General features: G+C 46.5%; 19 protein-coding genes and 1 tRNA gene. 12 read left to right on the forward strand and 8 right to left on the reverse strand.

Annotated features, from left to right (window positions below):
• Window positions 1-24: 24 nt before the first annotated feature.
• From BIZ37_RS18320 to uvrY, 4 genes are all read right to left on the reverse strand, one after another.
• Window positions 25-98, reverse strand: a tRNA-Cys gene (locus tag BIZ37_RS18320).
• A gap of 403 nt (window positions 99-501) precedes the next feature.
• Window positions 502-1,059, reverse strand: a complete 558-nt coding sequence (pgsA, locus tag BIZ37_RS18325; protein WP_187462708.1) for a CDP-diacylglycerol--glycerol-3-phosphate 3-phosphatidyltransferase — start codon at window positions 1,057-1,059, stop codon at window positions 502-504.
• A gap of 38 nt (window positions 1,060-1,097) precedes the next feature.
• Complete coding sequence (gene uvrC, locus BIZ37_RS18330; protein ID WP_187462709.1) at window positions 1,098-2,930, reverse strand: excinuclease ABC subunit UvrC; 1,833 nt, start codon at window positions 2,928-2,930, stop codon at window positions 1,098-1,100.
• Window positions 2,930-3,574, reverse strand: coding sequence for a UvrY/SirA/GacA family response regulator transcription factor (gene uvrY, locus BIZ37_RS18335; RefSeq protein ID WP_039468571.1), 645 nt, complete (start codon window positions 3,572-3,574; stop codon window positions 2,930-2,932). Before uvrY ends, uvrC begins: the two co-directional genes overlap by 1 nt.
• Before the next feature lie 898 nt (window positions 3,575-4,472).
• On the opposite strand from uvrY, the gene BIZ37_RS18340 reads away from it, so the two are divergent.
• From BIZ37_RS18340 to BIZ37_RS18365, 6 genes are all read left to right on the forward strand, one after another.
• Window positions 4,473-5,024: an ECF-type riboflavin transporter substrate-binding protein gene (locus BIZ37_RS18340; RefSeq protein WP_187462710.1), complete on the forward strand. Its 552-nt coding sequence runs from the start codon at window positions 4,473-4,475 to the stop codon at window positions 5,022-5,024.
• A 3-nt stretch (window positions 5,025-5,027) separates the two neighbouring features.
• A complete protein-coding gene (locus BIZ37_RS18345) occupies window positions 5,028-6,722 on the forward strand; it encodes an ABC transporter ATP-binding protein (RefSeq protein WP_187462711.1) in 1,695 nt (564 codons plus the stop codon).
• Entirely contained in the window at window positions 6,722-7,561 is an 840-nt protein-coding gene (locus BIZ37_RS18350) for an energy-coupling factor transporter transmembrane protein EcfT (RefSeq protein WP_187462712.1), read from the forward strand. Before BIZ37_RS18345 ends, BIZ37_RS18350 begins: the two co-directional genes overlap by 1 nt.
• A gap of 645 nt (window positions 7,562-8,206) precedes the next feature.
• Window positions 8,207-9,292: a glycosyltransferase gene (locus BIZ37_RS18355; protein WP_187462713.1), complete on the forward strand. Its 1,086-nt coding sequence runs from the start codon at window positions 8,207-8,209 to the stop codon at window positions 9,290-9,292.
• Window positions 9,293-9,297: 5 nt separating this feature from the next.
• Window positions 9,298-10,296 (forward strand): glycosyltransferase family 52, encoded by a 999-nt coding sequence (locus tag BIZ37_RS18360; protein WP_187462714.1) that lies wholly within the window; start codon window positions 9,298-9,300, stop codon window positions 10,294-10,296.
• A gap of 237 nt (window positions 10,297-10,533) precedes the next feature.
• Window positions 10,534-11,898, forward strand: a complete 1,365-nt coding sequence (locus tag BIZ37_RS18365; protein WP_222939732.1) for an AarF/ABC1/UbiB kinase family protein — start codon at window positions 10,534-10,536, stop codon at window positions 11,896-11,898.
• Between the two features lie 19 nt (window positions 11,899-11,917).
• On the opposite strand, the gene BIZ37_RS18370 is transcribed toward BIZ37_RS18365, so the two are convergent.
• Both BIZ37_RS18370 and BIZ37_RS18375 read right to left on the reverse strand, forming a co-directional pair.
• Complete coding sequence (locus tag BIZ37_RS18370) at window positions 11,918-12,241, reverse strand: hypothetical protein (protein WP_187462715.1); 324 nt, start codon at window positions 12,239-12,241, stop codon at window positions 11,918-11,920.
• Window positions 12,242-12,344: 103 nt separating this feature from the next.
• Entirely contained in the window at window positions 12,345-13,244 is a 900-nt protein-coding gene (locus BIZ37_RS18375) for a DMT family transporter (protein WP_187462716.1), read from the reverse strand.
• Between the two features lie 100 nt (window positions 13,245-13,344).
• On the opposite strand from BIZ37_RS18375, the gene BIZ37_RS18380 reads away from it, so the two are divergent.
• The 4 genes from BIZ37_RS18380 to BIZ37_RS18395 all read left to right on the forward strand — a co-directional run bounded on the left by BIZ37_RS18380 (window position 13,345) and on the right by BIZ37_RS18395 (window position 17,612).
• Entirely contained in the window at window positions 13,345-14,829 is a 1,485-nt protein-coding gene (locus BIZ37_RS18380) for a PLP-dependent aminotransferase family protein (protein WP_187462717.1), read from the forward strand.
• Window positions 14,830-15,030: 201 nt separating this feature from the next.
• Window positions 15,031-16,065 (forward strand): PQQ-dependent sugar dehydrogenase, encoded by a 1,035-nt coding sequence (locus BIZ37_RS18385; protein WP_370577393.1) that lies wholly within the window; start codon window positions 15,031-15,033, stop codon window positions 16,063-16,065.
• A gap of 165 nt (window positions 16,066-16,230) precedes the next feature.
• On the forward strand, window positions 16,231-16,401 hold the full coding sequence (locus tag BIZ37_RS18390) for a hypothetical protein (RefSeq protein WP_170114890.1): 171 nt from the start codon (window positions 16,231-16,233) through the stop codon (window positions 16,399-16,401).
• Window positions 16,402-16,403: 2 nt separating this feature from the next.
• The gene (locus tag BIZ37_RS18395) at window positions 16,404-17,612 is read left to right on the forward strand and encodes an MFS transporter (RefSeq protein WP_187462719.1); all 1,209 of its coding nucleotides are present in this window, start codon (window positions 16,404-16,406) and stop codon (window positions 17,610-17,612) included.
• 109 nt (window positions 17,613-17,721) lie between these two features.
• Here BIZ37_RS18395 and htpX read toward each other — a convergent pair whose 3' ends face one another.
• Both htpX and BIZ37_RS18405 read right to left on the reverse strand, forming a co-directional pair.
• Window positions 17,722-18,600: a protease HtpX gene (gene htpX / locus BIZ37_RS18400; RefSeq protein ID WP_107297555.1), complete on the reverse strand. Its 879-nt coding sequence runs from the start codon at window positions 18,598-18,600 to the stop codon at window positions 17,722-17,724.
• A 247-nt stretch (window positions 18,601-18,847) separates the two neighbouring features.
• Window positions 18,848-19,258, reverse strand: coding sequence for a hypothetical protein (locus tag BIZ37_RS18405; RefSeq protein WP_187462720.1), 411 nt, complete (start codon window positions 19,256-19,258; stop codon window positions 18,848-18,850).
• 413 nt (window positions 19,259-19,671) lie between these two features.
• Here BIZ37_RS18405 and BIZ37_RS18410 point away from each other — a divergent pair, with 413 nt between their 5' ends.
• The gene (locus BIZ37_RS18410; RefSeq protein WP_039468590.1) at window positions 19,672-19,830 is read left to right on the forward strand and encodes a hypothetical protein; all 159 of its coding nucleotides are present in this window, start codon (window positions 19,672-19,674) and stop codon (window positions 19,828-19,830) included.
• A 179-nt stretch (window positions 19,831-20,009) separates the two neighbouring features.
• Complete coding sequence (locus BIZ37_RS18415) at window positions 20,010-20,678, forward strand: hypothetical protein (RefSeq protein WP_187462721.1); 669 nt, start codon at window positions 20,010-20,012, stop codon at window positions 20,676-20,678.
• Window positions 20,679-20,754 lie beyond the last annotated feature (76 nt).

The raw sequence follows: 20,754 nt of genomic DNA on the forward strand, positions 1-20,754 counted from the left end.
TACCAACTGAGCTAGTGTCGCAAATGGAGGCGCGTCCCGGAGTCGAACCGAGGTCCACGGATTTGCAATCCGCTGCATAGCCACTCTGCCAACGCGCCTCAACGTTAATCTTACTTTGATTAACCTACCGTACCGGTATGTTCCGTTGCGGTATGTGGTGCATTCTACGCAATACTGTGGGTGAGTCAACATTAAAATTCACCATTTTTAGCCAAGTGGTGAATTTGCAGTCAATAAGCGCTATTTTATCCCTTTTCCATGCTCTACCCATTGTATAACGCTCAAATTTAAAGCAAAAAAACCAAGCCATACAAAGTGATTTTGATCACTCTCATCTGGTTTAGCGCGCATTTTGATAATTAAACAGTAACGAATATGAGAAAAAGTGCAAAAACCACCTTAACTCACTATTTCTTCAATGAAGAGCAGACATTGATGTTTTCAAGTATAAAAAAAGCGGCTTAATCGCCGCTCCTTTATCATTTTATCAATACACTACGCTTACAAGTGCTCCGAATTGAGCAAATCATGCTTGGCTGCTTTGAGATAGATGTACATCGACCAGTATGTCAGGATCATTGCCACATAAAGCGCAATGTAACCAATCCACACCAGCCACTCATTCGGGTGCCATAGCAATAGCAGCAATGCGACCATCTGAGCACCGGTCTTCACCTTGCCGACCCAAGACACTGCAACGCTGGAACGCTTGCCAAGCTCGGCCATCCACTCACGTAGGGCCGAAATGATGATCTCTCGACCAATCATGGTAATCGCAGGAATAGTTACCCATACGGAATTGAAGTGCTCAACGACCAGTACCATAGCCGCTGCAACCATCACTTTATCCGCCACAGGGTCGATAAAAGCGCCAAAACGGGTCGTCTGATTCAACTTGCGGGCCAGGTAGCCATCAAACCAATCAGTAATACCGGCTATCAGGAAAATCAAAGCTGTTGCGAATGGGGACCAGCTATACGGTAGGTAAAAGGTGATCACAAAAAATGGAATCAAAATTAACCGTATGAAGCTTAGGATGTTCGGAATTGTTAAACGCATAATTGTTCGTTCTTATTGTGTAGATGTACCACGCTGGCCTAATGATTCAGCGCGTCATAAATTTTTTCTGCCATGGCACGACTGATGCCTGGCACCTTAGCGATTTCTTCTCTGCTAGCTTTCTTCAGTTCCTGTAAGCCACCCATATACTTGAGCAATGCTTGGCGACGTTTCGGGCCAATCCCCTCGATGTCTTCCAAAGCACTACGTTTTCTCACTTTTGCACGCTGGGCACGGTGACCACTGATTGCATGATTGTGACTCTCATCCCTGATATGTTGAATTAAATGCAACGCTGGGGAGTCTGCAGGCATCGAAAATTCTTCACCTGTTGTCAGCAGCAAAGTTTCCAACCCCGGCTTACGGGTGGTCCCCTTGGCTACACCCACGAGGATCGAGCGCTTAGGCCACTCAGCCATCAATGGGTTAACTACATCATACGCTCTTGACAGCTGACCTCTACCCCCATCGATAAAAATAATATCAGGAATTCTATCCGGATCGACTTGTGAGCCATACCTACGCTCTAAAGCCTGTGCCATAGCGGCATAATCATCACCACCGGTAATGCCTGAAATGTTATAGCGACGATACTCTTGCTTCAATGGCCCATCTTGGTTAAACACAACACAGGAGGCAACTGTCTTTTCCCCCATGGTGTGGCTGATATCAAAACATTCCATTCGTTCAAGGCGGTTAAGCTGTAGCGCTTCGCGCAAGGCAGTGAAACGTTGATGAACAGTCATCCGGTGGCTCAGCTTACTCGTCAATGCTGTTCTGGCATTGGTTTGCGCCAAACGTTGGAACTTGGCTTTATTACCCCGCGTGCTGGATTTAATAACAATTTTGCGGCCTGCCAACTCCGTCAACGTCTCGGCTATCACCGCCTGTTCGTCACCAAGCGCTTCCCCTAATAGAATCTCACTCGGTATAACCCTCCCCTCAGCCTGATTGAGGTAGAACTGGGTGACAAAACTCGATAATACCTCGGTGATCTCAGCGTCAACCGGCATTTTCGGGAAATAGCTTCGGCTACCGAGGATTTTACCCTGCCGGATATAAAGCGCATGGATACAAGCCATGCCGTTTTCATAGGCAATACCAACAACATCAAGATCATCGTCACTATCATGGCTAACGAACTGTTGCTCCTGCACACGCCTTAGTGCCTGGATCTGATCACGGTAAGTCGCCGCTTTCTCGAATGCCAGTTGCTGGCTGGCCTGCTCCATTTTCTCGACCATCGACGTGATCACCTGCCGGTCCTTACCCTTTAGGAACATCCGGACAAAATTAACCTGCTCTTCGTAATCATCGTCGCTCACCAACCCTTTGACACACGGCCCCAAGCAGCGACCAATCTGATACATCAGGCAAGGGCGACTACGGTTAGCATATACCGAGTCTTCACACTGACGGATTGGGAAGATTTTCTGGAGCAGGTGCAAGCTTTCCCTAACAGCCCCACCATCTGGATATGGCCCGAAATACTCACCTTTACGCTTCTTGGCACCACGGTGCATCGACAGGCGTGGATGAGCAGAAGCACTGAGGAAAATATAGGGATAAGACTTATCGTCCCGGAGCAGGACATTATATTTAGGCAGGTATAGCTTGATGTAGTTGTGCTCAAGGATCAGCGCTTCCGTTTCTGTATGGGTAACGGTGACATCGACCTTGGCGATATTTTTAACCAGTGCTCTGGTTTTCTCCCCAGCCACATTGGCCCGGAAGTAACTGGAAAGGCGCTTTTTCAGATCTTTGGCCTTTCCGACATAGATAACCTCATCGGCCAAGTCATACATTCGGTATACACCTGGCTGATGAGTTACTGTTTTTAGAAAACTTTTTGCGTCAAACTGTTCCGACACTACAACGTCTCTGTGTCTAACATTCCGTGGCGAATTGCAAGGTGGGTCAGCTCAACATCACCATTGATGTCCAGCTTGTTGAATAGACGGTAACGGTAACTGTTTACAGTCTTCGGGCTCAGATTCAGTTGTTCTGAAATATCGGTCACTTTCTGGCCTTTGGTGATCATCATCATTATCTGAAGTTCACGCTCAGAAAGATCTTTGAAAGGGTTCTCTGAATCCGGAGCAAACTGGCTCAATGCCATCTGTTGCGCGATTTCTGGTGAAATATAACGCTGACCGCTGTTAACCATGCGGATTGCATTAATCATTTCGTCAGGGCCGGCACCTTTGGTTAGGTAACCTGCTGCGCCTGCCTGCATCACCTTGGTCGGGAACGGGTTTTCTGTATGAATCGTCAAAACGATAATTTTGACATCAGGACTAAAGCGCAAAATTTTACGTGTCGCTTCAAGGCCACCGATACCAGGCATATTCATATCCATAAGAATGATGTCCGCATGCGAGTTACGGCACCACTTTACGGCTTCTTCACCACTGTCGGCTTCCCCTACCACTTTTATTCCACGGACGTCTTCAAGCAGACGTCGGATCCCTGTGCGAACCAGTTCGTGATCATCTACAAGGAATACATTAATCAAGCTGTATCTCCAATATGATTTGGCTCTGCACCCAGCCGAGATGGCGGGATAGCTGTTACTGATATTACCCAATTCTACCTTAACTTCCCATCGGATCTCATGCAGTTTCTGTGTAACAGCGCATGTTTTCGCGGTAAGTTAAGACTTGACAAAACAATGATTTGTCAATTTTTACAAGCTTCAAAATAAAATAGCTCGGACAGCAGTATTTACTATATTTCGAAAAAAATAAAGTGAAATATTCATGTTATCCAATTAGTTAGATTTATCTCAAAAAGATAGCTCTAAGCTGTCATAATATTGTGACAATCAATAAGTTAAATCAACTATCCATAAGTAGTGTCTATTTATATTTTTTTCACCAAAGCTTAAAAAAAGCAATTACTTACTACAATTTGCTGTTTTTTCGGCAAGCTACAAAAATCAATTGCAAAAAACCGCACCGACACAATATACGTTTTGAGATACCTCTCCTTCTGTTGGGGGAGTCGATTTTCAAGGTACAGAGAGTAATAGCGCTCTTGTATAAAGTATTGCCCATCATTGCCTATTTAAAAAGGCAAGCTACTGAAAAACTCTCTTCCGCACCTGTTGAGGTAACTCATTGTTCATGCAGTGCCCTTTTACTACGTAATAATGCTCGGCAATGTTCACCTCAACAGCAGGAAAGGCAGATCTGGCTAAGAGTTAGACGTCTAGATGTAGAGGTTTCCTTTCTGTTCCTTGTTCATGTATTATGGCGCGTCCTTATGCCTGCCGGCATAACTGCTCTTGCTTAAATATGGATTTTTGCAGTACAAACCCGACACGTAATGTGGGTTTTCTTTTGGATATCGCGAAGCAGCCTTGTGGCCGGCAATGTACAAGCAAATACCCAAGAGCTTTAAAAGGTTATGTCATGAATCTCTCTGCCAAGACAGTTGTGCTCATCGCAATCGGTGCAGCCTTATATGGTATTGGTGGTCTACCTATGTTTGGTATTCCTGTCTTCGCAAATACCACTCTCAAACCCGCAATGGCAGTACTTGCCTTGTTCGGGGTGCTATTCGGCCCTCTGGTCGGCTTTCTTGTCGGTTTCATCGGCCACTGGGTGACCGACCTTTTTGCTGGTTGGGGCGTATGGGTCACCTGGGTACTCGGCTCAGGTATTGTGGGCCTGGTTATTGGCTTTTATCCAAAAATCACCAAAGAGCGAATCGAAAAAGGGCTGTTCTCCAAGCTCGACTTCTGCCTATTCGTTATCCTTGCTTTCATCGGTAATGTCGTTGGTTATGGCTGCTCTGCTTTTCTTGACGCCGTCCTCTATGCCGAACCATTTACCAAGGTTTTGGCGCAGCTAACTATCATTGCTGCCGGTAACACCATGCTGATTGCAATTGTCGGCCACTTTATCCTTACTGCCGTCGCCAAACGCAAGCAACAAAGCTACAACTTGATCGAGGCCGAATAAACGATGTCCATCCAGTTTACAGACTTCTCATTCAAATATTGGGCGCTACAAAAGCCAACCCTGAAAAACATCAACCTGACCATTAATCAAGGTGAGAAAGTTGTCATTGTCGGACCAAGCGGTAGCGGCAAATCCACCTTGGGCCAATGCCTAAATGGTTTGATCCCATTTTCGGTAAAGGGTGATATTACTGGCAGCCTGAAAATCAATGGCAAAGAAACCCAGAACATGGATCTTCACCAGTGTACTGGCATGGTTGGTACGGTACTGCAAGACACCGATGGTCAGTTTGTTGGTTTGAGCATCGGCGAAGATATTGCCTTTGCTCTTGAGAACCAAATGGTGGCTCCAGGCCCAATGCGTCAAGTGGTAGAAGAAACGGCAACAATGATGGAGCTAGACGATATGCTTCATCTGTCTCCTTTCGATCTCAGTGGTGGCCAAAAGCAACGAGTATCCCTTGCGGGTGTTATGGTCGATGATGTCGATATCCTGCTATTTGATGAGCCGCTCGCGAGCCTTGACCCTAAAACGGGCAAATCAACCATCGAGATTATTGATCGCCTGCATCGCGAAACGGGCAAAACTGTCGTCATTATCGAGCACCGCCTAGAAGATGTCCTGCACTGCCAGGCTGATCGCATCATCTTGATGGAGCGTGGCGAGATTGTTGCCAACCTGACACCAGACGAACTGCTAGCCAGCCCACTGTTGGCAAAACACGGGATCCGCGAACCCCTTTACCTTTCGGCTTTGAAAGCGGCCGGTTGTGAGATCAACGAAGCTGACAAGCCCGCTTACCTATCGACACTCGATATAGAGCGATTCAAGCCGCAGGTTATGGACTGGTTCCAGCAAGGTGATCTAGTCACCACTGAAACTCAGGGCTCCCCCCTACTCGAGGTCAAAAACCTCAGCTACTCATACGATGGCGATCGCCAGACCCTCGATAATGTCAGCTTCACCATTAACCAAGGTGAGTTTGTCTCTATCTTAGGCAAGAACGGTTCAGGGAAATCAACCATAACCCGCTTAATCATGGGGGTCCTAGAGCCGGACACAGGCAGCATCAGCTTTGAAGGCCGAGACCTAGCAACCTGCTCTATCTTCGATCGAAGCCAGGGTATTGGCATCGTATTGCAGAACCCGAACCATATGATTTCCCATCATATGATTTTCGACGAGGTTGCCTCAGGCTTGCGTAACCGTGGGGTAGCTGAGTCCGAAGTTGAAACCAAGGTATTGGAAACACTGAAGCTGTGTGGCTTGGATCGCTATCGCCACTGGCCAATCGACGCGTTGAGCTATGGTCAGAAAAAGCGAGTCACCATTGCAACGATTCTGGTGTTGGAGCCCAAGTTGCTGATCCTTGATGAGCCAACAGCAGGTCAGGACTACCACCACTACACGGCGATGATGAGCTTTATCAAGGAGCTAAACCAAAAGCTTGGGATCACCATTTTGATCATCTCCCATGACATGCATTTGGTACTGGAGTACACCCAGCGCGCTATCGTTATCGCTGACAGCAAACTGCTGGCCGATTCCGCCGTTAATGAAGTGTTTAGCCAACCGGCTCTGCTCCAGCAAGCGAACCTGACCGTCACAAGTTTGTATACACTGGCTTCCTGCTTGGGTATCGAACGTATTGATCACTTTATCCGTTGCTTCATCCAGCATGAGGCAGGCTCAAACTAATGAAAACCAATAAGATAAAATTCGGTATTAGCTATATCAATACCGGCTCACCGCTACATGCGCTAAACGGGATCACCAAGTTCATCCTGTTCATGGCCTGGGTCACCATGGTCTTGATGACTTTTGATGTCCGTATCATTATCGGTATGATTTTGGTCGGCTTTGCTTTGCTGCGACTTTCGCGCGTGCCTTTTGCCAACTACAAAACGCTTATGACAGGTACGGTCACCGTCCTAATGCTCAACGCGCTGTTTATGTTCTTGATTGCGCCGCAACAGGGCAAGGAATACATGGGAACCCAGACAGTGTTGCTTACCCTGCCAGGTAACTACTCACTCACTCAGGAAACCCTGTTTTATTTGGTCACAGTCACACTGAAATATTTCAGTATGTTCCCCGTAGCCTTGGTGTTTGTGTTTACGACTCACCCAACGGAGTTTTCGGCGAGTTTAAACAAACTGGGCGTACCCTACCGTATCGCCTATGCAGTCAGCTTAACATTGCGCTATTTGCCAGAAGTCACCAAGGACTTCATTAACATCATGCATGCCCAGCAGGCGCGTGGCGTTGATATCTCAAAAAATGCCCCGGTATTTACGCGTATCAAAAACGTTGCGAAAATCCTCGGGCCATTGATTTTCTCCAGCCTTGACCGCGCGGAAGTGATCTCAAATGCGATGACGTTGCGTGGTTTCGGCCAACACAAGCGCCGAAGCTGGTACAGCCTTAAGCCGATGGCAAAAGCGGATTTCGTAGTATTGTTCACTATCGCAGTGGTATTAGCATTAGGTTTCGCCAACCGCTATCACGCCGAGCAGCTTTTCTGGTACCCATTCTAGTAAGCAGTCATTTTGTTTAGCCCCCTCGTGGGGCTAATTACTGTCAAGTCAAATCATCATTCCGAGTTAATACTCTAACCTCTACTACCCAAGCCAATCCTATTATCGATATCTAACAAACAATGAGACAAATTGCTTGTCGATAACTATGCCTATATATCAATTAAGCATTGTCTAGATTCAAGTTGGGCTCTTTACATTACCGACAAACCCTCAAAAGTATAAAAGGCTTTTAAGTCAGTTCGTTATGAGAAGGCAAAAATATTAAAAATTGCTTTCTATTACCATGTTTACAGAGTCATGAATAAGTAAAAGCCCTGCACTACCTCAAAGTCATCTCAAGTACAACACAATTGTAGTTAAAGGTAAGTCTTCATTAAGGCTACAATGTTAGGATAACGAGCAAAGTGATCTTGTTTTAATTGTGACTTGTATAAATGAAAATAACTACCTTCTCATTAAGCGTTACAATTGGTATGTATGCTTCCTCATAGGGTATAGCTGTTAATCATGACTCATCATAGATTTGCAGCCCCTAATCCCACTGAAATTTATAGATAAAAACGATATCATATGCATTGCTGTGCTTTTTTTGTTAGACATAAACCTTAGATATGGTGTGAGTAGTTTGGAAATAGTAAAAATATGAGAATAGCTATCGCGATTGATCGGTTATCTAAAGGTGGAGCGCCGAAGGTGATGCTATCACTGGCCAATGAGTTGTTGGCGCTCGGTCATGAGCCACATTTTCTCTTGATGTCAGAGGAAAATATTTACGATTTGCCCAGAGGCATCAATGTTCATTGTCTTTTCGAGACTGACGACAAGAGGCTAAACAGATTATTCAACCTCGATAAAATAGCTAAGAAACTTAGCACCAAAATTGCCAGAATTGAGTCTGAGGTTGGTAAATTTGACCTGTTTTTATCCAACCTAGACAAAACCAACTTATTGATGGCTAAAACATCAGTCAGACCACTGTTTTTCGTCATCCACGCTTCGGTAGAAGAAGAACTAAAACGACACGCACTGTTGGGACCATTAAAGTATGTAAAAAAAATAAGGTCAAAACTGGCGCTTAATGGTCACCACCTGATCACCGTATCGAAAGGGATTGAAGAAGAGATAAGAAAAAAAGGTAGGATTAAGCCAGCATCGGTTACCACCATATACAACCCTTTCGATATCGAAGATATTGTATCTAAATCGTTAGAGAAGAATCCCGATATTCCTACTGGCGATTTTTGGATTCACATTGGGCGCTTTGTACAGCAAAAAAGGCATGACGTCCTTTTCGCATCTTTAGCAAAGATGGAAAACAACCTGCCTATTGTTTTGCTGTGCCATAAACCCAAGCAGGCGAGAAAACTGGCTCGCAAATACGGTGTTGAAGATCGCTTGATTATCCCTGAATTCCAGTACAATCCCTACCCATGGATTAGAGCGGCTAAGGGTATGTTATTGAGCTCCGATTTTGAAGGACTCCCAACGGTTTTGATTGAGTCTCTGGTTTGCGGTACTCCCGTGGTGAGTACTGATTGTCCACATGGACCAAAAGAAATTTTGTTGGATAACTTAGCGGAGTATTTGGTGCCAAGGCGTAATCCAGAGGAACTCGCCCGAAAAGCCGATCTGTTGCTGTCGAGATCCATAGACTTGACTGACTGTGGCATTGAACGCAAAGTGGCAGCAGATGTAGTGGCTAAGAAATATCTGGGGTTAATAGGTTAATTTACATGTCTTTTCTACCAACTAAGAAAAAAATCGTTTTCGAAAATACCTATTTTAGTCTGTTCATTTACGTACTGTTGGATGATGACTGGCAAAAGAGTGATTATATCTTTTGGGGGAATCGATTTACGTTGAATTGCGTAAAGCGAATGGCGAATATGGTGAACGTGTTAGAGTGCTCCTACCAGTATCTGCCTAGGATCATACCTAAGTTGAACAAGGCGCCAATTGAGTACTTCAAAAGGAAACTTGAACAAAAGCAGATTTTTCAAAGCTACGATGTTTGTGTTGGCAATCCACGTGAAATCAACAACCCTTTGGTAAAAATAGACCGAGTCCAAATTGATGACGGCGTAGGAACAACTCATGTTGAACTGACCAACGGTCCAAAGAAGAAAAGCGTTATAAATAGCTTTCTTAGCCGACTGGTTCTCAAAGAGCCGACGAAAATTTCTAAAATTGGAAAGTTCTATCTCAGCCAAAACATAGAAGTTAAAGCAGATTTCAAAGAGAAGATTGAAGTTCTTGATCTAAATGCTTTGTGGGCAGAAAAAACTGAATTGCAGCGAGCCCAGATCCTTGAATTGTTTGATGTCGATGCTAATGAGTTTAAATGCTTCGACAGTAGTTTCAGTATACTTTTCACACAACCGTTGAACGAAGTCATTTCCGGCTATGCTGAGGCAAATAAGATTGAAGGCTATAAGACTCTACTCAAAAATTTAGGTGTCGATGAGTCAAAATTGATAATCAAACCTCACCCTGCAGATCAGACTGACTATAGCCTGCATTTTCCACAGGCATCGGTGCTTCGTCCAAGCTTTCCTGCGGAAATTATGTCTTTATTAGGCATGGAAGCGGATAAGGTTATAACGTTAACATCAAATGCCGTTGAGCTGTTCAGGCATCGCAGTAAAGAGGTTGTCTACGCTAAAGCACCTGATTATTTTAAACTGCCTGAAAAGCGAGCCAAAGCATTCAATGCTCTTGACTTTAATCAATAAAATAATACAAACCTTGCCTTTCTCGAACGCCTCGACAAGATAACCAGACCTCATAGGCCAGCCTGTTGTACTAACGCATGCTGGCCTTTTTATTATCCATTTCTAGGCGCTGGTAAAACGCCCCGCCTAATATTCACATCTTATTTACTTCCTAGTCGTTCAGGTTAACCTTGCTATATGAACTAAGTGCGGCAGCAGCACGTAATCTCAATAAATGAGGTTAATGGGTAGCGAGATATGAAGACGGAGACAATCATCAATGAAGGCAAACAAGGAACAGCTAGAGAGTATGCAAAGGTTCCCAAGACCCGGCTTTCCCGCTTGGGGCAACTGGGCTCATTAGCAACCCGGGTTGCTGGCAGTATGGTCACCGAGGGAGTAAAGCAACTCGCCCAAGGAAACCGTCCCAAAGCCAGTGAGCTACTGCTTACCCCCGGTAATGCCAAAAGGGTTGCCGAGCAGCTAGCCCAGTTGCGCGGTGCCGCAATGAAAGTGGGGCAACTCCTGTCTATGGATGCCGGGGATCTATTGCCACCAGAGTTAACCGAGCTTCTCGCTCGATTGCGTGCCGAAGCCAAAGCCATGCCTATAAGCCAACTTAACGCCGTATTGCAGGATGAATGGGACCTCGACTGGCAAGACAGATTTAAAACCTTTTCATTCTACCCCGTTGCAGCCGCTTCCATCGGCCAAGTCCATTCTGCCACCAATTGGAATGGGGAAAAGATTGCGCTCAAGATCCAATACCCAGGCATCAAAGAGAGTATTGATAGCGATGTTGACAATGTTGCGACGCTACTCCGAGTTTCCGGGCTTCTCCCCAAAGATGTCGATTACCAAGACTTGCTAGAGGAAGCAAAAAAGCAACTTCATGCCGAAGCAGACTATAAACTTGAAGCGGATCTCCTAAAGCAATACAAGCAACTACTCTCGCCTGATTCACGTTACCAAATACCGGATGTCTTTGATGATTTAACCACTGAAAACATCCTTGCCATGCAGTTCGTTGAGGGCCTGCCGGTTGAGTCGCTGACCAATCAACCACAGCACATCCGCGACCATGTTATGGAGCTTGCTTTCGAATTATTGTTCAAGGAGATGTTTTCTTTCAGGTTGGTGCAGACCGATCCGAACTTCGCAAATTTCCTTTATAATGACCAGTCTCAACAACTCGTCTTGCTCGATTTCGGTGCTACACGAGCCTATCCTGCCCATGTTTCACAAGGCTATCAACTGTTACTCAGTGCAGCACTAGAACATGACAAAACAGTGATGAATACGGCACTGCGTCAGATAGGCTTTTTCAGCCAACCCATAACTTCCTCACAGCAAGATGCTGTCATTGAGTTATGCTTGGAAGCCTGTGAGCCAATAATGACTGAGGGTGTTTTTGATTTTGGCCAGACAGATTTAGCAAGCCGGATCCGTGATGCCGGTACAGCACTTAGCATGAAAGAGAATTATTGGCATACCCCACCCGCTGATGCGATCTTCTTCCACCGCAAACTTGGTGGGTTGTACCTGCTTGCCGCCAGGCTGAAGGCCAGGGTCAATGTCAGGGAGATATTCTCACCATATCTGCTGGCAGCCAACCAAAGCTGAGCCTTGGCTTGGGTAATGACTACGAAGACGGGTTCATATAATGGGCCCGCCAATACCCAGCATCGTCAAAGAGCTCTTCATTAAGGGCTATCGCATTTTCAATAGAAAGGTACAGCTCTGAGTTTTCTTCGCCCAAAGACTGCAATTTTTCGCGGGCACGGTACAGTTCCGTAATATAGAGTTGTTGGGATTCAACCAGTAGGTTTTGTCGAACGCCCTCTTGGGAGGTCGTTTCCTTAGCGAAGTACCCTATCGCATTCTCTCCCGCATGAGGCGCATCTTGCTCTAGGCTGACAACAAGCAATGAACAGCCTAGCGCTAAACCCAATAGACCTGTCTTCATAAGATTTTTCATCATCATGCAACCTCATACCTGATCGTTGACACTATGATGACAAATAATTGAATAACGTTCAATTAATACCAACTGAACAAAAAAACGCCTGCTATACCTTTGATGATTGCCCCACAAGGCTTGGCTGCAATTTGGGCTTTCGGGTTACCAAGAATACGGCAACTGCAGCTAGCACAAACCCGATAGCCCCTACTTCATTAAAGCTTTCACCAAAAATCAACCAAGCTTGGAACGCGGTCATCGGGGGGACCAAGTAAAATGTCGAAGCGACCTTGGATGACTCACCATGCTTGACCATGTACAGCAGCAATAAAATCGCAACAACAGACAGCACCAAGACCAACCAACTCAAGGCGAAGATAAAGGTCGGTGTCCAGTTAACCACCATGGTTTCGGTACTCAAGGCAACCGGTAGGAACAACAAGGCCGCAGCGCTGTATTGCCATACTGCGCTTCCCACCATATCTATACCCTGACAGAATTTCTTCTGATAGAGCGTACCGAATGTAATACCTATCAGTGCAAGGATGGTAAACAGGTAAGCCGCTTCCCGACTGCCGTCCTGATGCCAAGCCATATTGCCCTGCAGGACTAGGTTGATCCCGATAAATCCAATCACCAGACCCAGCCACTGTGACACCCGCATCCGCTCACCCGCGCAACCAAACATCACAACAGCAGTGACAATTGGCTGCAACCCTACCAACAAAGAGCAAAGCCCGGCCGGCATCCCTAGACCAATCGCAATATAGGTTCCGCCGAGATAAAAACCATGGATTAATAGTCCCGCGACCATGCAATGGAGTAGCGCCTTGCCCGTAGGTAGGCGCGACTTCAGGATAACCACCAGCAACAAGAATACAGCAATGTTCGCCAACATTCGGATCAGGAGGAAAGTCGCAGGCTCTGCGTAAGGTAAACCCAGTCGTGCCCCGATAAAACCGGAGCTCCAAAGCACCACAAACAAGAATGGGATAAATCGCGTCATCATGGCCAACTCTCTTCTCTTTTGCCTCAATAACGATTACTTTAAAACGGGTACAAAAAGCTTAACAGGGACAGATTGACGAGTTTTATAGGGTACAGATGGTATGAATGAAGAGCTAAACATAGACGGCAAGTCAATCGCGCCACGCGCTAACAACCAGCTTAAGAAAAAGTACCAATATGTCTATCAATGGATAGAGGAGCGAATTGATAAGCAGAGTTTCCAGCCCGGAGAACGCCTTCCCTCTATCCGTGAATTGAGCCAACAGTTGTCTGTCAGCAAGAACACGGTGATCCGTGCCTACCAACAATTGGAGGCTAATCAAAAAATCTCAGCCTCTGCCCGCTCCGGCTATCGGGTGAGTCATAACAACACGCCACATAGCGGTTCCAAGCCGATTCCTGAGCCAGGGTTTGTCGATTTAATGGCATTAAGTAAAACAATCATGGGGCTCCCTGTTTCCCGTGAGATCCTCCCGATGGGCTCAGCCCACCCAGACACCGACTTCCCGGCGATCAATAGCCTTTACGCTGAGATAGGCCGTCACAGTCGGTATCAAAGCCATATACCCAGCCACTACCAACTCCCACCCGGCAACGATAAATTGCTTCAACAGTTAGTTGGTATCAACAGGGAGCTTGGGGTAACGATATCCAAACAGTCGTTATTGGTCACCCATGGCGCCCAACAAGCTATAAGCTTGAGTCTGCAGGCGATCACCAACGACGGCGATATTGTACTGGTCGAATCTGCCAGTTACTTCGGTAACCTGATGTTACTCGAATCACTGAACCTAAAAGTAATAGAAATCCCCGCTAGCCCGGTGTCGGGGATTCATCTCGATGCCCTTGAGCAAGCCCTGCAACGTTGGCCCGTCAAAGCTATATTGATCAACCCCAGATTCAATAACCCAACGGGATATGTCATGTCGACGGCTGATCGGCTCCGCTTTCTCGCCATGACTCGCGGTATTCCCATTATCGAAGACGATGTGTTCGGCGGATTAGCCTACCAGCAACGTCCACTCCCCTTGAAAACCCTCGATCAGGAAGACCGGGTTATCTACTGTAACTCTTTATCGAAAACTTTGGACTCAAGGCTCCGCATCGGCTGGGTTGTTGCGGGCAAATATCAATCTGTCATTGAGAAACGCCTGCTCACAGACAATATGGGGAGCCCGAACCTGATCCATTCTGCCGTTGCACAGTTCCTCGAAAGCGGAAAATACCGCCAGCACCTCGGTAAAATTCGTCGCAGTTATGCCAAAAAGCAAAAACTGTTTTACAAGCTATTTACCCAAGCACTGGATCATCATCCACAGCTAAAAGGTCACTACCACCTTACCCAACCGAGCGGAGGTTTTTTATGTTGGCTTACGTTACCTGAGGACACCGATGGGCAGGCTATCTATCAGCAAGCCTTGGAGCATGGTATCAGCGTACTTCCGGGAAGTATGTTCAGTACCAACCAACGCTATGCACACTGCCTTCGTTTGAGTTTCGCTAATTACAGGGAGTCCAAGGATTGGCAGCGGGGGTTAACCCAGTTTGCCGCTATCATTGCAAGCCATGCATCGCCATCATCATAAAGTCGAAAAGACAAGGCATTCCAAGCTGCTAAACTACTGTTAGCAAGCGACAATGAGCAAGGAGCTATTTGAATGTCCGGATGCAACCTACCTACTCAAGTAAAAGTGGTCTTCACCGCTTTGTTTTGCCTACTGAGCTTGGCATTATCCCCTCGAGCCCTATCTGCACCGGTGGCTGTTATTGAGGGCAGCAGTGCAGGCATGCCTTTTGTGGTTGAGCGTATTGCACAAACGGATGGTGTCCCATGGGGGATGACATTTACCCCTGGGCAGGAACTGCTCATTACTTACCGTGATGGGCAAATTCGCCTATTAAATACCGAAACCGGCATGGCTCAATCCGTCTCGGGCCAACCCGCCATTAACCAATATGGTCAAGGCGGCCTAATGGATGTTGCTCGGCTGGATGTGACAGACAGTCAAGCTTGGTACTATTTCACTTATAGCAAAACCATAGATGGGCAGGCGGCGACCACACTTGCCCGTGCTCAACTTAGCAACAATCAATTAAGCCAATGGCAAGATTTGTTGGTCACTAAATCTTTGAGTGATGCTTCTCGCCACTTTGGTAGTCGCATCGCCTTTGACAACCAAGGCCATGTCTTCTTTTCTATCGGTGATAGGGCTCACCGCCCCAATGGGCAAGACCTATCCACCCATGCTGGTAGCATTCTCAGGCTCAACCTTGATGGTTCAGTGCCTAAGGATAACCCTTTCCGCAATACTAAAAATGCCCTCCCGGAGATTTGGAGTTACGGCCACCGCAACCCGCAAGGATTATTGTTTGACCAAGAAACCAACCGGCTGTGGTCCAACGAACATGGCCCGCGTGGCGGCGATGAAATCAATTTAGTCAAAGCTGGGGCTAACTACGGCTGGCCGGTGACTTCACATGGTAAAGAATACTGGGGGCCAATTGATGTCGGGGAAGCGGAAGAAAAAGAGGGGATTGTTTCACCACTTAAGGTATACACCCCTTCAATCGCCCCCGGTAGCCTACTGCTTTACAAAGGCGCCGCCTTTCCGAATTGGCAAGGGAATTTATTCAATGGCGCACTTAAATTGCGTCATTTGAATCGAGTCACTGTAACGGCTAACGGCAGCATAAAGGGTGAAGAACGATTGCTTGAAGAATTAGACGAACGCATCCGGGCACTTGTTACTGACCACCAAGGGTGGCTTTACTTCTCCGCTGATTCAGGGGCAATTTACCGCCTCCGTCCCCACTCGGGATAATTTCCAAATAGGTTCTTACAATCAAACACTTTGATGGTGCAACAGCACGTTTTTTGATTGCGGCTTTAAATGCATATTATGCATAGAGTATTTGATCTTTTCTCATTTGAGTCATGTTTTGAATTCCTCTACTATCCCCGCTCTTTTTTGCACTTTGAGGCACTGATGTTTTCACAATCTCTGACAGCCCAACTGATGCGCATGGTATTGCTGCTTGCCCTGACTTTAGTCGGTGTCCATCACTGCCAGCCCCTGTTGGACTCGCTAGCCGAACATGCCATGAGCGGCGGTTGCCATCAGCAAAACTCAAACGACCACACTTTGACCGGACTATAACCATGAGTATTTTTCGCTTTCCACTGCTTGTGTGGATGGGCATTGGAACACTAATTATCAGCCTAGGGATCAGGCAGTCTTTCGGTATCTTCATGATGCCGATCTCTATGCATTTTGATACCGGCCGTGAATTCTTTAGTCTGGCTATCGCCCTTCAGAACCTGCTGTTCGGCGTCTTCCAACCGTTTGTCGGTATGGCTGCTGACCGCTGGGGTGCACAAAAAGTCATTTGGAGTGGGGCCATTGCCTATGGTTTGGGGCTTTACCTCACTTCCATCGCCGTTGAGCCAAATTGGCTTTATGTCTCACTAGGTGCCTTGGTCGGCCTTGGTTTGAGTGCCACCAGCTACGTTATCGTGCTGGGTGCTGTTGCACGCGTTGTACCTGCTGAACACACAGCAAAAGCATTTGGCCTAACCACTGCCGCAGGGTCATTCGGTATGTTTGCGGTGATTCCGGGTGCCCAGTACATGCTCAGCGAATTCAACTGGCAGACTGCGCTACAAGTATTCGCCATGCTGTGTGCGCTAATGATGGCGTTCTCTTTCTTTATGAAAGCGAACAAAAAGTCAGCGGCCGCCACTGCAACACCGGAAGCAGAACAGACATTAAAAGAAGCACTTAAAGAAGCATTCAGCCATCGTGGTTACTGGCTGATCCACATGGGCTTTTTCGTCTGCGGTTTCCACGTGATGTTTATTGCCACCCACCTGCCAAGCTACTTGGCCGACAAAGGGTTGCCGGGCACAACTGCAGCAATGGCTCTAGCCTATGTGGGTATTTTCAATATCTTCGGCAGCTACTTCTGGGGCGTAATGGGCGACAAGTTCAATAAGCGTTATGTGATGTCTGCCTTATATGTGATGCGAACTCTGGTTATCGCAGGCTTTGTGACCTTACCAGTAACAACGGAAACTGCAGCCTTGTTCGGTGGCGCAATTGGCTTCTGTTGGCTGGGTACTGTTCCTCTAACATCTGGCTTGGTTCGCCAAATTTTCGGCCCTCGCTACCTATCGACATTATACGGTCTAGTGTTCTTCACCCACCAAGTCGGCAGTTTCCTTGGGGCATGGTTCGGTGGCCGCATCTACGACTACTACGGTAGCTACGAGCCAATCTGGTGGTCTACTGTGGTACTTGCCTTGATTGCAGCGCTTATCCATATCCCAATCAATGACAAGCCAGTGGTACGCCAACCTGCAGCGGCATAACACTTAGCTTGGCTGTTAGCCAAAAACAAAAAGCCCCCGGCCACAGATGTTGACCGGGGGCTTTTTCATTCCAGTCGCAGGCAAGCGCTACGAGGAACTGTAATTTCGATTACAGGTGCTCACCGCGACGAAGCGCATCGATACGCTTGTCCAGTGGTGGGTGGGTCATAAACAGCTCAGAAAGTGATTTCTTACCGTTAATACCGAACGCCATCATCGAACCTTCAAGCTGCGACTCGTGGCTCATCTTCAAACGCTCAAGCGCGGCAATCATCTTCTCTTTACCCACAAGATGTGCCGAGCCAGCATCAGCTTTGAACTCACGGTGGCGGCTGTACCACATGGTTAGGATACTTGCCAAGAAGCCGAATAGCACTTCCATGATGGAAGACACAATGAAGTAAGTCATGTAGCTACCGCTTCCACCTTCTTCATCGTTGTTGTTCACGCCACTGATCACACCTGCAACCAAGCGCGATACAAAGATAACGAAGGTGTTCACCACACCCTGCATCAGGGTCATGGTTACCATGTCACCATTGGCAATGTGGCTAACTTCGTGGGCCAATACAGCCTCGGCCTCGTCACGGGTCATGCTGTGAAGCAATCCCGTAGAGACGGCAACCAGTGAGTCATCACGCTTGGCACCCGTTGCAAATGCGTTGATATCAGCAGAATCATAAACTGCAACGGTTGGCATACCAATGCCCGACTGCTGTGCCTGACGGGCAACGGTTTCCATTAGCCAGTGCTCGGTTTCATTGCGTGGGTGCTCGATGACCATGCCGCCCACCGAACGCAGTGCCATAGACTTCGACATGAACAGTGAAAACAACGAGCCACCAAAACCAAACAAAGCAGCCATAACCAATAGCCCAGAAAGGCTTCCTGGTTGCATGCCTGTCACCGCATAAACGACGTTCAAGACAACACTGAAAACCAGCATTACCGCTAGGTTAGTTGCCAAAAACAATGCAATACGCTTCATATTGTACTCTTTCTCCAGAAAAGAAGGTGCTGCTGCCCCAGCAATGAAACCTTCTACACGACTAGGGCATCATCCATTTGTTATTGATATGTATAGTATGGTCGTTGAAACAGAAAACAAGTGGAAGTGAAAAATTGTTACGTTTCATTTTTGTTATTAAACAATCAAATACTATTAAACAATCTTTTTTATGGTAATAGAAACACCTTTAATTGGGGCTTAACGCAGTATATGTCTCCGCCAACATTCAGGCATGTACCGCTCTGTATGACAACCCCATAGCGAGTGCTTGCTCTTCGGTGATAACTCCTTGCTTCTTCAAAAGGCCAATGATTGAATTTGGCTTTCTTGCCATATTCTTCGCGATCATATCTATGGCTATATTAGCTTGAAACTCCTTGATAACAGAGTCGACACTTTCCTGCGTCCAAGGTAGTCCATAGTTCATCGGCAGCCCCTTCTCGAGGTTCTCCTGCTGCTTCTCCTCCAAAGATTTCTTGGCCTTTTTCTTCAACGGCTTATTACGAAGGATAAAAAACAGTGCTCGTATTACTTCCGGCTGGTTGTATGGTGAATCATCACCAAAACATTCCCCAGTCATAGGATCTACGCCATTTGCCAATGCCTCAAGCACTGAATACGCTTTATCTTGTTCCATTTACTGTCCCTCTATTGCTATCTAACCTTCCATTCTGCGGGGCGCTATTAAAGTCCACAGGTTCGTAAAACATTGATGATATGGGTTAAGTAACGCGCTGACACTTCCGGCTTCCTTTCCCTTAGAGGCACTCACAAGTGGCTTTCTCAATGATGCAATCAACAAAGAGCATCTTGAGATATCACTCGAAAATGCCTGACTATTTATGCTGGATATCAAGTATCATCCGCAGTGGTCTTACCAGATTGCATGAGGGATGGACAACATGGCATACAAGAAGCAAATATGAAACACTGAGCAATAGATGGACTAGACAGGTTTAGACTTTAGTCTTATTGTATCTACGACTGAGATATTCTATTGTCGTATTTAGTTAGTGATGATGCATGGTAATTAATTATCAAGGAGGAATGATGGCCGATCACGAAAACTACCAGGTAGCAATTGACATTCTACGCTGTCATCTTGGTATGTCTGCAGAAGAAGCGCGTAAAGAGCTTGGGTTAGACGGAAATAACAAAAAGCTTACTGAGACACAAGAAGCCCTTATTGGCCTAACAGGCAACAACTAAAGGTTTTCTTTTATAATCAGATTTTCTAAAAACCTCTCTGTAAAGAGAGGTTTTTTCTTATCCATACTCTGTAGTCATTTATACCGCTATATCGTGATCAAGATCACGGTTCAGTTGTGATTCAGCTACCAAGCATAAAATTGCCCGCTTCACATTTCCTTACAGAATGCAGGTACGCTATGCCGTCAACCACCACCCCAGCCACCCAAGTGGCACAGGCAAACTCACTTTACCAACCCCTTTATCAAAGCCTGTCGCTGTTCTTTGTCCTAGCACTACTGCTCGCTCTATCTGCGTTCACCATCCATTTTGATGTCCTACAGATCCAAAATAATATTGGTGAAAGTTCCTGGACGGAATTTCTGCAAGAAACCTATTTATTCTCCACATCAGGCCTTTTCGCTATTGTTGCAGTGCGTCACCCTCAGCAACGGGGTTTCGCCGTTCTGGTTTCCGCTTTCTTTGGTGTGATGTTTATCCGTGAGATGGACTCCGTACTCGATCAAATTATCCATGGCTTTTGGAAGTACCCAGCTTGGCTGCTGGCCTCTAGCGCAATTGGTTACGCTATTCTGCATCGTCAAAGCACCGTAAAACCTCTTATGGATTACATGAAGCACAACAGCTTTAGCTTGATGCTTGGTGCTATGGTGACCTTGCTTGTTTTTACCCGTATCTTCGGCATGGGCGAATTATGGCAAGGTATCATGCAAGAGCATTATATACGCGGGGTAAAAAACTTAGCTGAAGAAGGTGTAGAATTGCTAGCGTACAGCCTGATCCTATTTTCTGCTGCGTGGTACTGCCTACCGAAGCTCACCACATCGCATGACAAAACCTCAGCCTAAGATATAGAGTACATAAACGAAAAAAACCTGCCGTTTGGCAGGTTTTTGTCATTTAGGTTCAGGAATCAAACCTCTA

It is taken from the genome of Photobacterium sp. BZF1 (genome assembly GCF_014349205.1).
Classification (GTDB): domain Bacteria; phylum Pseudomonadota; class Gammaproteobacteria; order Enterobacterales; family Vibrionaceae; genus Photobacterium.